The organism is Streptomyces sp. AC550_RSS872 (genome assembly GCF_019049285.1).
Taxonomy (GTDB): domain Bacteria; phylum Actinomycetota; class Actinomycetes; order Streptomycetales; family Streptomycetaceae; genus Streptomyces.
On record NZ_JAGMUL010000208.1, the window covers coordinates 144,308 to 157,721 of the forward strand.

The following is a 13,414-nucleotide window of genomic DNA, read 5'->3' on the forward strand; positions in this document are numbered from 1 at the left end:
CGCTCACGCACGGCTACCGGCTACTGGCTAGTGGCAACTTGCCACTAGGCAGTAGAACGGCCCTCTACTGGCCACCAGGGGCCTCTAGCAGCCTGTTTGTGCTTGCCGGTAGCCACTAGCCAGTAGTCAGTACAACCACACACCGTAACCAGCAGGCGCCCGCCGGAACCTCTCCGGTGGGCGCCTGCCCTATCCCGGCTCGCCGGAAGGGAGCACCACATGCGCGACCACCGCGAACCGCCCGGACACCTCGCCCCGCACATCCCCGCCGACACCTGGAACCGCGCACAAGCCACCGGACAGCCCGTCGTCATCGTCGTCCAGGACACCACCACCCAGGGCTTCCCCTGGCGGCGGCTGTTACTGCCGTTCGCCATCGTCGGCGCCGCCGCGCTCGGCACGTGGGGCGTCGTCGCCGCCCTGTGCTGGCTGATGGACGTCGCCGCCCACACCGCAACCGTCATCGCCGGAGCCGCCGGGCCCATCGGCGTCGGCGGCATCACCCTCAAACTCGCCCGCTCCAAGTGACGCCAAGGAGCCTCGTGTTCGAGATCCGCGTCATCTGCGAGCCGGACGACGTCGACCGCGTCAGCCAGGCCCTGGCCGCCGCGTTCGACACCGGTCCGGCACGCCAGTACCCCACCCGCGACCGCAAGCGCACCCGCCTGTACTTCACCTCCGACCACCGCCCCACCACACCCGAAAGCGAGTAATCGCATGTCGTTTGGAGAGACCCCGATCACCCTGGTCGGCAACCTGACCGACGACCCGGAACTGAAGTTCACCGAGGGCGGCGCGGCCCTGGCGAAGTTCACCATCGCCGTCACCCCGCGCACCTTCGACCGCACCTCGAACCAGTGGAAGGACGGCACCACCGCCTTCTACCGCTGCGCCGCCTGGCGCACCCTCGCCGAACACATCGCCGACAGCCTCAGGAAGGGCTCGCGTGTGGTGGCGGCCGGCCGGATGCGCCAGCACGACTGGCAGACCCCGGAGGGCGAGAACCGCTCGATGCTCGCCGTCGAGGTCGACGACATCGGCGCCTCGGTCCGCTTCACCACCGTGACCATCAACGGCAAGCGGACCGCCCAGAACGGCCCGTCCGGTGGCGACCCGTGGGCCGCGGCCAACGGCTCCGCCGGGGCCGCATCGGACGCCGAACCCCCGTTCTAGCTGCGCCAAGGGCGGCCCCCCACTCTCGCCAAAGATCACGGGGCCGCCCTTGCCAACCAGTCCTTACCAGACCTGTTGGAGGTCTCCAGCATGACCCAACCTGCCCTCATCCGGCGAGTGCGCGGCCACCGGCCACGCTTGCTGGACCTGTACTGCTGCCAGGGCGGCGCCGCCAAGGGCTACGTCGACGCCGGGTTCGAGGTGACCGGCGTCGACCTCGCCCGCCGCGTGCTCGGGGTGCCGTGGATGAACCGCGACGGCATCCGCGAGTGCATCCCACCCGCTTACACCCAGTGGATCGGACGCCACGCCCTCACCCACCTCGCCGCACCCGCACTGGGGGTGGCGGCATGAGCGAGTCCCTCACGGTGTCCCTGGAGACCCTGCACTTGCTGTCCGCGGCGCTGTTGTGCGGCGAGCGCGGCTGGCCCGTCATCCCGCTGGTCGCGGGCGCCAAGCGGCCCGCCGGGCACCCCGAACGGGCCTGCCCCCGTACGGGGCGGTGCTCGGCCGGGCACCGCACCCCGGAACAGCGCGCCACCACCGACCCCAACCTCATCCACGCGGCATGGGCCCACCGGCCCTACAACGTGGGGATCGCGACCGGCCCGGCCGGGCTGCTCGTCATCGATCTGGACGTGCCCAAGGCGGAAGAGCAAGAAGGAGCGCCTGACGGCGCCACTTCCTTCAAGGCGCTCTGCGAGCGCACCGGAGAGCCCCATCCGTACACCTATCAGGTGCGGACTCCCAGTGGGGGACGACACCTGTACTTCACCGCCCCGGCCGGGGTGCGGTTGAAGTGCAGCGTGAAGCGGCTCGGCCCGCGCATCGACACCCGCGCATGGGGCGGCTACGTCGTCGCCGCCGGCAGCACCACCGGGCAGGGCGCCTACGAGGTCGCGGAGGCGGCCCCCGTGGCGCCGCTGCCCGCATGGCTGGCCGCCCTGCTCGCCGAGCCCACGCAACCGGTCCGCCCGCCCGCGCTCACGCCGGTACGGGACGGCACCAAAGCCGCGCGCACCGCCCTGGAACGCGAATGCGCGGTCGTGGCGGCGGCCACCGAGGGCGGGCCCGACGGCCGGAACGCCACGCTGCACAAGAGCACGTGCAAGGTGGCCCGGTTCGTGGCCTGGGGACACATCCCCCGGCACGCCGTGGAGGAGGCAATCCAGGCCGCGGGGGAGTCGACGGGACTGCCGGCTGCCGAGTGCCGCACGACCATCCGCAGCGCCATGGACTGGATCCTCGCCCACGCCACACCGCGGGAGGCCGCGTGATCGCCGCCTGCTCCCCCCTCCTGGATTGCCTCGCCCCCGCCCCCGACGGGCCGCAGGACGCCACCGTGTCCTTTCGCACGAGGGCGGTGGGCGACCGAAAGAAGGTCGCCCGAAGGGCGTCCTTTCAGCTCTTCTGCCCGACGTCCCGCACGTCGGGCCCACCCTGCAACACCGAAGGGAGGAACGCCCGATGACTGACACCACCACGCTTGCCCCGTCCATCGACGGCGCCGCACTGCTCGATGAGGTCGAAGCGTTCCACCGCCGCTTCAACGTCTTCCCTACCGAACACGCCTACGTCGCCGTCGCCCTGTGGGACGCGCACGCCCACCTCATCGACGCGCTCGACGGCACCGCCCGCATCGCCTTCCTCAGCCCCGAACCGGGGTCAGGGAAGTCACGGGCCCTGGAGATCATCGAGACTCTGACCCCGCGCGCCGCGACCACCGTCAACGCCTCGGCCAATGCGCTCTTTCGGCTGGTTGCCGCAGATGAGGGCACCCCGACGCTTCTCTTCGATGAGATCGATACCGTCTTCGGCCCCAAGGCGGGTGGCAACGAAGAGGTCCGTGGGTTCCTCAACTCCGGGTACCGGCGCGGCGCCAAGTCTCTGCGCTGCGTCGGAGAGGGCTCAGACCAAAAGGCAGGCTGGTTCGACTCGTTCTGTGCCGTCGCCATGGCCGGACTCGGCTCCCTGCCGGACACGATCCTGACCCGCTCCGTCATCATCCGCATGCGTAAGAAGGCGCCCAACGAGAAGTGCGAGCCCTACCGGCGCCGCGTCCACGAGAAGCAGGGCCACGCCCTGCGCGACCGGCTCGCCGAATGGACCGCCACCATCCACGACCAGGTCGCCGAAGCCTGGCCGGAGATGCCTGAGGGCGTCACGGACCGGCCGGCGGACGTGTGGGAGCCCCTGCTCGCGGTCGCGGACGCGGCCGGCGGGCACTGGCCCGCGCGGGCCCGCGCGGCCTGCGTGGCGCTCATCAAGTCTGCGTCCGAGGGCGATCAGGCATCCCTCGGGGTACGCCTGCTGACCGACCTGCGCGACAAGGTGTTCTGCGGCGTGGACCGGATGCCCACCGCGGCCATCCTGGAAGTCCTCCTCAACCTCGATGACGCCCCGTGGGCAGACATGAGCGAGGACGGACAGGGCGTCAAGCCGCTCACCGCACGTGCCCTGTCCAAGCTCCTCAGCCAGTATGTGCGCCCCGACAACAGCCCCATCAAGCCCCGCGGAATCCGGGTCGGAGCCACGACCCCCAAGGGCTACTACGCGGAAGACCTCAGCGACGCCTGGGCCCGCTACTGCCCCCCCGGACCCCCAGAAGTCCGCAACATCCGCAACATCCGCAACACCGCAGGTCAACGGGGGTGAATCTGTGGCGGAAGGCCCTTCCGGAACCCGCCACATGTTCGCGGAAACCGACACACGCACCCTCCGCAGCGTCGGCTAACGCTGCCCACTCGACAGGTGCCGCCAGGTTCACGCGTGGCGGCACCTATCCGCAACACAACCGGCATCCGCCACAGATCCAAGCCGCTGACCAGCGATGTTGCGGTGTGGCGGATGTTGCGGATTCTCCAGGGCTGAGTCCCGACCCCGAGCAAAACAGAAGAGAGGACGGAGGCATGAGCGCCCGCGTGGTGGACGAGAAAATGACCATCAAAGAAGTCATCGCCGATCTGAAAGTTCCCCCGTCGACCTTTTACCGGTGGCGTCAACTTGGTAAAGGGCCCCGCGCGATCAAGCTCCCGAATGGAGACGTACGCATTAGGCGGTCGGAGTACGAGCGTTGGTTGACGGAGCGGGAGGACGCTGCGTGACCAAAGGCACGACGAATCAGGGCGCTCACGGGAGTGAGCGCCCTGATGGGAGCGAAGAGCGCACCTTTTCATCTGACGTCCGGATCTGGGGTGTGAGTAAGGTGAGAAGTAAGTCCGCCCCTTATCAACTCCGTTGGATCGTCGCAGGTAATCGCTGCTACGCATCGTTTGCGTCTTCCGCGCTTGCCGATAACCGCCGCTCAGAGCTGCGAAAGGCTGTGCGCAAGGGTGAAGCATTCGATGTGGAGTCAGGTCTGCCCGAGTCGGAGATTCGGCAGGCGGAAGCAGTGGAAGCTGCAAAGGCTAAGGAGAAGCTGGACCCCAATTGGTGGAATTTCTCGCGTGAGTTCATGAAACGCCGCTGGCGTACGGTAGCGGCAAAGACGCGAGAAGGGTTCGCCGACAGCTTGGCTTCTTCGGCCCTTGGCATGATGGAGGACAGGCCTGACGCTCCAGAGCCTGAGGCTGTACGACGCGCGATCAGGTGGGCCGTCGTGCCGGGCAGCGAGAACGAGGAGCCCCCGGCGGAGCTGGAAAAGGTTTGTGCGTGGCTTGCCGAGAACTCCCGCCCTCTCTCGGCGTTGAGGGAATCCGTTATCGCCGAGGACGTCCACTATCGACTTGCCTACAAGCTGGACGGTAAGTTGGCGGCTAAGGACACGTACAAGAGGCGCCGTCGCGGTTTCAACGCGGCCATCGCCTACGCAATCCAGAAGGGATATCTGGACGAAAATCCGATCGCTAGATTGGAGCGGCCCGCGACTGCTGCAAGTGGTCCGATTGACCCGCGAGTTCTCATGAACGCCGTGCAGGGGCGGGAGTTCCTGACGGCCGTCTCATATGTAGGTTCGGTGCATCGGAACCGGGGGAGACGTCTGGTCGCTTTCTTCGGATGCATTCTGTACGCGGCGATGCGCCCGGCGGAAGTCGTGGGCCTGCGATTGGACGACTGCTACTTGCCGGAATCGGGGTGGGGTGTGCTCACCCTTCGGGAAACACGCCCCGTATCGGGCAAGAAGTGGACCGATTCCGGCGAGCGGCACGACAAGCGGGGGCTGAAGATGCGGGACCCCGAGGCGGACCGCCCGGTGCCGATTCCGCCTGTCCTGGTGGCGATGCTCCGGGCGCACGTGAAGGAGTTCGGCACCGCGGCGGACGGCCGGCTGTTCCAGAACGAGCGGGGCGGCCTAGTGGGCACGTCCAGCTACTGGCGCGTGTGGCAGGAGGCTCGCCCCCTGGCCTTCCCGCCGCACAAGGTCACGTCGCCTCTGGCGCGCAAGCCGTACGACGGGCGAGCCACGTGCATCACGGACTGGCTCCGCTCCGGCCTCCCGGTGGCGGAGGTGGCCCGCCGCGCGGGCACCTCCCCGGAGGTCATCGACCGCCACTACGCGGGCTGTCTCGACAACAGCGAGGAGGCGAATAACAAGATGATCGAAAAGGCCATGGGATGGGACCTGCCAGAGGCTGAGTGAGCCGTGCGTGGCTCACGCACTCCTCACGCACAAACAGTGAGAGAGAGTGAGAAAGGGCGGGAGTCAGTGAGACTGACTCCCGCCCTTTTCTGCTGGCATCCGCCCTGGTCAAGTCTCGTTTCAACTTTATGACCAGGCGAGTGCCCCCGGCAGGATTCGAACCTGCGCACACGGCTCCGGAGGCCGTTGCTCTATCCCCTGAGCTACGGGGGCGTGTCGGGCGCCTTGCTTGGCGGCGACGGGTAGAACCCTACCAGCTCTTGGGGGGTGTTCATGAACGGGTTTAAGGGGCGATGGCACCTGCCGTGACCTGGGGTGGCTCGCCCGCACGGGGTGGAAGTGGGGAAAACCCGGACGCGGTGGCCGGTCCCGACCTACTCTCGAGTTGTGCCAGGCGCGTCGGGCCGGGTGCTTGTTGTGGACGACAACAAGGTCATCCGGCAGCTGATCAGGGTCAATCTCGAGCTGGAGGGGTTCGAGGTGGTGACCGCGGCCGATGGTGCCGAGTGTCTGGAAGTCGTTCATCAGGTGCGCCCCGATGTGGTCACCCTCGACGTGGTCATGCCCCGCCTCGACGGGCTGCGCACCGCCGCGCGACTGCGTTCCGATCTCCGTACCCGCGATCTCCCCCTCGCCATCATTAGCGCCTGCACCCAGTACGAGGTCGACACCGGCCTCGACGTCGGCGTGGATGCCTTCCTCGCCAAGCCCTTCGAGCCCGCCGAACTCGTCAGCCTCGTACGGCGGTTGATCGAGCGGAACCCGGGCGGGGAGCGGGCGGGGGAGCATGAAGGCGGGGGCGAGGGCAGAGGCGTGGACAGGCCGGACCCGTCGGGCAGGGCAGATCGGCCGAACAGGGTGGATCGGCCGAACAGGGTGGATCGGTCGGACAGGGCAGATCGGTTGGACAGAGTAGATCGGGCGGGCAGGACTGCTGACGCGGCCGTGGTCGGTGGCGTCCTGGGGGCCGCCGGAGAAGCCGCCGGGCGCGCCGGCTCCTGACACGGCATCGGTCCCCAGTCAGCCCCTCCTCTCCCCGCGCCGTCGCCTACCTCGCCCCGTTACCGTCACCCGTCCACATCCCGGGACCCAGCCCAAACCCGTTCGCATACCCACCCCCCTCCTCCCCTACGCTTGTCCCGTGACCCCCGTCGAGCTCTCCCGTACCGTGCTGCGCGCGGTGCGTCGTGCTGTCGATGAGGGGGAGCTGCGCGTCGCCGTGCCGGAGCGGGCCGTGGTGACCGTTCCCGGGCCCGGTGGCTGTGGTGACTACGCCACCAACATCGCCCTCCAGCTCGCCCGCCCGGCGGGGGAGCCGTCCCTGCGCGTCGCCGAGATTCTGCGGCCGCACCTCGTCGACGCGGACGGCGTCGCCGACGTCGTCGTCACCGGGCCCGGATTCATCAACATCAGCCTGCGCGACACCGCACCCGCCGCCCTCGTCGAGGAGATCCTGCGGCGCGGAACGCGGTACGGGTTCGCCGACGGGCCCGGCAGGCACGCCGGGCACGGCAGGCACAGCGGGCACCGCGGCCGTAGCGAGCCCGACGGGCGTGGTCGGCCTGACGGGCAGGGCCCGCCCCGCGCGTGCAGCAGCCACGGAGACCTCTTCGGGCACGTTCTGCAACTGCACTGCGCCCACGACGTCCGTGCCGTCGTCGTCACGGACGTCCTCGCCCGTCTCCTCCGCTCCCAGGGTGCCCTCGTCCGCACCAGCTGCGAGGGCCGGCCCGAGCCGGAGTGGGAGGCCGTTCTCGGTGTGCGGGTCGATGCTCATGGCAGTGCCGACGCCCCGGCGCCGCTCGACGTCGGTGTACGGCCCGTGCCGGCGCCCGCCGACCCGCTTCCGCTCGGCCGCGACGCCGCCCGCTGGGCGCTGCTTCACCCCGCCGGGCACGACCGGCCCCGTATCACCGACGAGCACCTCGTCCAGCGTGAGAGCAACCCTCTCTTCCGCGTCCGTTACGCCCACGCCCGCACCCGGGCCCTCAGCCGTAACGCCGCCGACCTGGGGTTCGCCGCCGAACCCGGGGACGTACGACACGACGTCACCGCCCTTCTCGCCGACCACCCCCGCGTCCTCGCCCGAGCGGCGGCGCACCGCGCGCCCGATCGGCTCGCCCGGCATCTCGTCAGCGTCGCCGATGCCGTTCTGCCGCTGCTGCCCGCCGTCCTGCCCCGCGGTGCGGAGAAACCCTCGGCCGCCCACCGTGCCCGGCTCGCGCTCGCCGAAGCCGCCGGGACGGTGCTGGCCGGTGGCCTGTCCCTGCTCGGCATCGACGCACCCGAACACCTCTGAGAGAGCCCACGAAAGTCATGAGCCGTTCCGCACACCCCGCCGGGCCCCGCCACGCCGACGTCCTCCCCGAGGGCCACTACTCCGCCCCGCCCGCCGACCTCAACACCCTCGACCCGAAGGTGTGGGCCCAGACCGTCGGCCGGGATGCCGACGGCGTCGTCACCGTCGGCGGTATCGACGTGAAGAGCCTCGCCGAACAGCACGGCACCCCCGCCTACATCCTCGACGAGGCCGACTTCCGTGCCCGGGCCCGGGCCTGGCGCGGTGCCTTCGGGGCCGACGCCGACGTGTTCTACGCCGGCAAGGCGTTCCTGTCCCGTGCCGTCGTCAGGTGGCTGCACGAGGAAGGGCTCAACCTGGATGTGTGCTCCGGGGGCGAGCTCGCCACCGCCCTGTCGGCCGGCATGCCCGCCGACCGCATCGCCTTCCACGGCAACAACAAGTCGAAGGAAGAGATCCACCGCGCCATCGAGGCCGGTGTCGGGCGTATCGTCCTCGACTCCTTCCAGGAGATCGTGCGGGTCGCGCACATCGCGCAGGAACTCGGCAAGCGGCAGCGGGTCCAGATCCGTATCACCGTGGGTGTGGAAGCGCATACGCACGAGTTCATCGCCACCGCCCACGAGGACCAGAAGTTCGGCATCCCGCTCGCCGGGGGGCAGGCCGCCGAGGCCGTGCGGCGGGCGCTTCAGCTCGACGGGCTCGAGCTCATCGGGATTCACAGCCACATCGGGTCGCAGATCTTCGACATGTCCGGCTTCGAGGTCGCCGCGCACCGCGTCGTCGGGCTGCTCAAGGACATCCGGGACGAGCACGGGGTCGAGCTGCCCGAGATCGACCTCGGCGGTGGCCTCGGGATCGCGTACACGAGTGACGACGACCCCCGCGAGCCCCACGAGATCGCCAAGGCCCTGACGGAGATCGTCAGCCGCGAGTGCGACGCCGCCAGGCTGCGGACCCCGCGTATCTCCGTCGAGCCCGGGCGGGCCATCGTCGGGCCGACCGCCTTCACGCTCTACGAGGTCGGCACCATCAAGCCCCTCGACGGGCTGCGGACGTACGTCTCCGTCGACGGCGGCATGTCGGACAACATCCGTACGGCGCTGTACGACGCCGAGTACAGCGTCGCCCTGGTGTCCCGGACGAGCGACGCCGAGCCCATGCTCGCCCGAGTCGTCGGCAAGCACTGCGAGAGCGGGGACATCGTCGTGAAGGACGCGTTCCTGCCCTCCGACCTGGCACCGGGTGACCTGATCGCCGTACCGGCGACCGGGGCGTACTGCCGGTCCATGGCCAGCAACTACAACCATGTGCTCCGGCCGCCCGTCGTCGCCGTGAACGACGGCGGGTCCCGGGTGATCGTCCGGCGTGAGACGGAGGAGGACCTCCTGCGTCTCGATGTCGGGTAGTCGGTAGTCCCGGCAGGAGAAGGACCCGGGGCGGAAGGCGGGAGGAAGATCTCCTGTCTTCCACTCCGTACAAATGAAATCGATGTCTCACGATCCGGACGAAGGGCAGAAACTCCCGTCCGGTGAGTGAGACTGGTGCAACCGTAGACGGTATGAGGAAACGAGGTCGGATGATGCGTACGCGTCCGCTGAAGGTGGCGCTGCTGGGCTGTGGGGTTGTCGGCTCAGAGGTGGCGCGCATCATGACGACGCACGCCGACGACCTCGCCGCCCGGATCGGGGCCCCCGTGGAGCTCGCGGGCGTGGCCGTACGGCGGCCCTCCAAGGTCCGTGAGGGCATCGACCCCGCGCTCATCACCACCGACGCCACCGCCCTCGTCAAACGCGGCGACATCGATGTGGTGGTCGAGGTCATCGGGGGCATCGAGCCCGCCCGCACCCTCATCACCACCGCCTTCGAGCACGGCGCCTCCGTCGTCTCCGCGAACAAGGCGCTCCTCGCCCAGGACGGGGCCGCCCTGCACGCCGTGGCCGAGGCGAACAACAAGGACCTCTACTACGAGGCCGCGGTCGCCGGTGCCATCCCGCTGATCCGGCCGCTGCGCGAGTCCCTCGCCGGCGACAAGGTCAACCGGGTCCTCGGCATCGTCAACGGGACCACCAACTTCATCCTCGACAAGATGGACAGCACAGGGGCCGGCTACCAGGAGGCCCTCGACGAGGCCACCGCCCTGGGGTACGCCGAAGCCGACCCCACCGCCGACGTCGAGGGCTTCGACGCCGCCGCCAAGGCCGCCATCCTCGCCGGTATCGCCTTCCACACGCGCGTGCGCCTCGACGACGTCTACCGCGAGGGCATGACCGAGGTGACCGCCGCCGACTTCGCCTCCGCGAAGAACATGGGCTGCACCATCAAGCTGCTCGCCATCTGCGAGCGGGCCGAGGACGGCCAGTCGGTCACCGCGCGCGTGCACCCCGCCATGATCCCGCTGACCCATCCGCTCGCCTCAGTGCGCGGCGCGTACAACGCCGTGTTCGTGGAGTCCGACGCCTCCGGTCAGCTCATGTTCTACGGCCCTGGCGCGGGCGGTTCGCCGACCGCCTCGGCCGTGCTCGGCGACCTCGTCGCCGTCTGCCGCAACCGGCTCAGCGGGGCAACGGGGCCCGGCGAGTCGGCGTACGCCGCCTTGACCGTCTCGCCGATGGGTGACGTCGTCACGCGCTACCACATCAGCCTCGACGTGGCGGACAAACCGGGCGTTCTCGCCCAGGTGGCGACCGTGTTCGCCGAGCACGGTGTCTCGATCGATACGGTTCGCCAGCAGGGCAAGGACGGTGAGGCATCCCTCGTCGTCGTCACCCACCGTGCGTCCGACGCGGCCCTCACCGGGACCGTGGAGGCGCTGCGCAAGCTCGACACCGTGCGGGGTGTCGCCAGCATCATGCGGGTTGAAGGAGAGTAACCAGCAATGACCCACCAGTGGCGCGGAATCATCGAGGAGTACCGGGACCGGCTGCCCGTCTCCGACACCACGCCGGTCGTGACGCTCCGCGAGGGCGGCACGCCCCTCGTGCCCGCGCAGGTGCTCTCCGAGCGCACGGGCTGCGAGGTCCACCTCAAGGTGGAAGGCGCCAACCCCACCGGGTCCTTCAAGGACCGCGGTATGACCATGGCCATCACCAAGGCGAAGGAGGAGGGGGCCAAGGCTGTCATCTGCGCCTCCACCGGCAACACGTCGGCCTCCGCCGCCGCCTACGCCGTACGCGCGGGCATGGTCTCGGCCGTTCTCGTCCCACAGGGCAAGATCGCGCTCGGCAAGATGGGCCAGGCCCTCGTGCACGGCGCGAAGATCCTCCAGGTCGACGGCAACTTCGACGACTGCCTCGCGCTCGCCCGCGACCTGAGCGACAACTACCCCGTGGCACTGGTCAATTCGGTCAACCCGGTGCGTATCGAGGGGCAGAAGACGGCCGCCTTCGAGATCGTGGACATGCTGGGCGACGCCCCCGACATCCACGTCCTGCCGGTGGGCAACGCGGGCAACATCACCGCGTACTGGAAGGGGTACACGGAGTACGCCGCCGACGGCATCGCCAAGCGGACCCCGCGCATGTGGGGCTTCCAGGCCTCCGGCTCCGCGCCCATCGTGCGCGGCGAGGTCGTCAAGGACCCGTCGACCATCGCCACCGCCATCCGCATCGGCAACCCGGCGTCCTGGCAGTTCGCGCTCGCCGCGCGGGACGAGTCCGGCGGGTTCATCGACGAGGTGACGGACCGTGAAATCCTGCGCGCCTACCGGCTGTTGGCCGCGCAGGAGGGCGTCTTCGTCGAGCCCGCCTCCGCCGCGTCCGTCGCCGGCCTGCTGAAGGCCGCCGAGCAGGGCAAGGTCGACCCGGGCCAGACCATCGTCTGCACCGTCACCGGCAACGGCCTCAAGGACCCCGACTGGGCCGTCGCCGGCGCCCCGCAGCCCGTCACCGTCCCGGTCGACGCGGCGACGGCGGCCGAGCGGCTCGGGCTGGCGTAGGCGAGTCCGTACCCCGTCGCAGAGCGGTCGCCAGAGCCGTCGTACGGGGCTCGTGAAAGCGAGTAAGAGGGCGCTCGCCTGGGGAATTTCCCTACAGGGGGTGCACAGGGGGCATACGACACGCATCGTGCGCCTCCTGTGCGCCCTATGTCGCCACAGAACCTACCTTCGATAGGCTGTACCGAACCCGCCCGCCGCATATGCCTCCGCATGGGGCGCGGTGCCGCGCCGTCTCCGCGGCCCGGAAGCGGCCCCCAGGGGTTCTCGTACGTCATCGAATGTCTTCGACCATCACGCAGCTCAAGGAGAGTCATCAAGCGATGGCCGGTCCAGCGTTCCGCGCCGCCGCCGTCCGGGTGCGCGTCCCCGCCACCAGCGCCAACCTCGGGCCGGGCTTCGACGCCCTCGGCCTCTCGCTGGGGCTCTACGACGACGTGGTCGTCCGGGTGGCCGACTCCGGGCTGCACATCGACATCGCGGGTGAGGGCAGCGAGACACTGCCGCGTGACGAAAAGCACCTTCTCGTACGCTCCCTGCGCACCGCCTTCGATCTGCTCGGCGGGCAGCCGCGCGGCCTGGAGATCGTCTGCGCCAACCGCATTCCGCACGGCCGCGGCCTCGGCTCCTCCTCGGCCGCCATCTGCGCCGGCATCGTCGCCGCCCGCGCCGTGACCATAGGCGGCGAGGCCAAGCTCGACGACGCCGCCCTGCTGGAGCTGGCCACCGAGATCGAGGGCCACCCCGACAACGTCGCGGCCTGTCTGCTCGGCGGGTTCACCCTCTCCTGGATGGAGGCCGGCGCCGCCCGGGCCATCAGGATGGATCCCGCCGATTCCATCGTTCCGGTGGTTTTCGTGCCCGGAAAGCCGGTCCTCACCGAGACCGCGCGCGGCCTGCTCCCGCGCACCGTCCCGCACGTCGACGCCGCCACCAACGCGGGCCGTGCAGCCCTGCTCGTCGAGGCCCTGACCAGGCGCCCCGAGCTGCTGCTGCCCGCCACCGAGGACCGTCTCCACCAGGAGTACCGCGCACCGGCCATGCCGGAGAGCGCCGCGCTGGTGGAGCGACTGCGGGCCGACGGAGTCCCGGCAGTCATCTCAGGAGCGGGACCCACCGTGCTCGCGCTGGCCGACGTGGACAGCGCCGACAAGGTGGCCCATCTGGCAGGCGAGGGCTGGGCCGCGAACCGGCTCGATCTCGACGCACAGGGAGCGAGCGTGTTGCCGCTTGCGCCCGGCTGAGTCGAATAAAAGCGCGCGCTTGCCGGATTTCGAGAGGGGGAATGTTTGTTGGATCCGGTAGTGTTAACCTCAAGTCTGCACCCGACCCCACCATGGCGAGGTGCTTCGTGTCCCCGTCCGGGACAGACATTCTTCCGGGAGCCTCCCAAGCCGCACTGTGTTTCGTACGACGTACGCGGGCAGTA

General features: G+C 69.6%; 12 protein-coding genes, 1 tRNA gene and 2 pseudogenes. 14 read left to right on the forward strand and 1 reads right to left on the reverse strand.

Annotated elements, in window-relative coordinates; genetic code table 11:
* The first annotated feature begins 219 nt into the window (after window positions 1–219).
* From KUM44_RS44200 to KUM44_RS44235, 8 genes and pseudogenes are all read left to right on the forward strand, one after another.
* On the forward strand, window positions 220–528 hold the full coding sequence (locus KUM44_RS44200; RefSeq protein ID WP_217215439.1) for a hypothetical protein: 309 nt from the start codon (window positions 220–222) through the stop codon (window positions 526–528).
* A gap of 14 nt (window positions 529–542) precedes the next feature.
* Window positions 543–713 (forward strand): hypothetical protein, encoded by a 171-nt coding sequence (locus KUM44_RS44205; RefSeq protein WP_217215441.1) that lies wholly within the window; start codon window positions 543–545, stop codon window positions 711–713.
* Window positions 714–717: 4 nt separating this feature from the next.
* Complete coding sequence (gene ssb / locus KUM44_RS44210) at window positions 718–1,173, forward strand: single-stranded DNA-binding protein (RefSeq protein ID WP_217215443.1); 456 nt, start codon at window positions 718–720, stop codon at window positions 1,171–1,173.
* A gap of 90 nt (window positions 1,174–1,263) precedes the next feature.
* On the forward strand, window positions 1,264–1,527 hold the full coding sequence (locus KUM44_RS44215) for a hypothetical protein (protein ID WP_217215450.1): 264 nt from the start codon (window positions 1,264–1,266) through the stop codon (window positions 1,525–1,527).
* Complete coding sequence (locus KUM44_RS44220) at window positions 1,524–2,450, forward strand: bifunctional DNA primase/polymerase (protein WP_217215452.1); 927 nt, start codon at window positions 1,524–1,526, stop codon at window positions 2,448–2,450. The genes KUM44_RS44215 and KUM44_RS44220 overlap by 4 nt, the downstream gene beginning before the upstream one ends.
* Before the next feature lie 190 nt (window positions 2,451–2,640).
* Window positions 2,641–3,907, forward strand: a pseudogene (locus KUM44_RS44225) (DUF3631 domain-containing protein).
* A 175-nt stretch (window positions 3,908–4,082) separates the two neighbouring features.
* Entirely contained in the window at window positions 4,083–4,277 is a 195-nt protein-coding gene (locus KUM44_RS44230) for an AlpA family transcriptional regulator (RefSeq protein WP_217215454.1), read from the forward strand.
* Window positions 4,274–5,752 carry a site-specific integrase gene (locus tag KUM44_RS44235; protein ID WP_217215456.1) on the forward strand — a complete coding sequence of 493 codons (1,479 nt, stop codon included), beginning with the start codon at window positions 4,274–4,276 and terminating at the stop codon, window positions 5,750–5,752. The genes KUM44_RS44230 and KUM44_RS44235 overlap by 4 nt, the downstream gene beginning before the upstream one ends.
* A gap of 141 nt (window positions 5,753–5,893) precedes the next feature.
* Here KUM44_RS44235 and KUM44_RS44240 read toward each other — a convergent pair.
* Window positions 5,894–5,965, reverse strand: a tRNA-Arg gene (locus KUM44_RS44240).
* A 126-nt stretch (window positions 5,966–6,091) separates the two neighbouring features.
* Between KUM44_RS44240 and KUM44_RS44245 the strand changes: the two are divergent.
* The 6 genes and pseudogenes from KUM44_RS44245 to thrB form a co-directional block, all read left to right on the forward strand.
* Window positions 6,092–6,568: pseudogene (locus KUM44_RS44245) on the forward strand (response regulator); the annotation flags it as partial.
* A 325-nt stretch (window positions 6,569–6,893) separates the two neighbouring features.
* Complete coding sequence (gene nrtL / locus KUM44_RS44250; protein ID WP_217215457.1) at window positions 6,894–8,051, forward strand: ArgS-related anticodon-binding protein NrtL; 1,158 nt, start codon at window positions 6,894–6,896, stop codon at window positions 8,049–8,051.
* A gap of 17 nt (window positions 8,052–8,068) precedes the next feature.
* The gene (gene lysA / locus KUM44_RS44255) at window positions 8,069–9,460 is read left to right on the forward strand and encodes a diaminopimelate decarboxylase (RefSeq protein ID WP_217215459.1); all 1,392 of its coding nucleotides are present in this window, start codon (window positions 8,069–8,071) and stop codon (window positions 9,458–9,460) included.
* Window positions 9,461–9,630: 170 nt separating this feature from the next.
* Window positions 9,631–10,923 carry a homoserine dehydrogenase gene (locus KUM44_RS44260; protein WP_217215464.1) on the forward strand — a complete coding sequence of 431 codons (1,293 nt, stop codon included), beginning with the start codon at window positions 9,631–9,633 and terminating at the stop codon, window positions 10,921–10,923.
* A gap of 6 nt (window positions 10,924–10,929) precedes the next feature.
* Window positions 10,930–11,988 carry a threonine synthase gene (gene thrC, locus KUM44_RS44265; RefSeq protein WP_217215469.1) on the forward strand — a complete coding sequence of 353 codons (1,059 nt, stop codon included), beginning with the start codon at window positions 10,930–10,932 and terminating at the stop codon, window positions 11,986–11,988.
* 320 nt (window positions 11,989–12,308) lie between these two features.
* A complete protein-coding gene (gene thrB / locus KUM44_RS44270; protein WP_217215470.1) occupies window positions 12,309–13,229 on the forward strand; it encodes a homoserine kinase in 921 nt (306 codons plus the stop codon).
* Window positions 13,230–13,414: the final 185 nt, after the last annotated feature.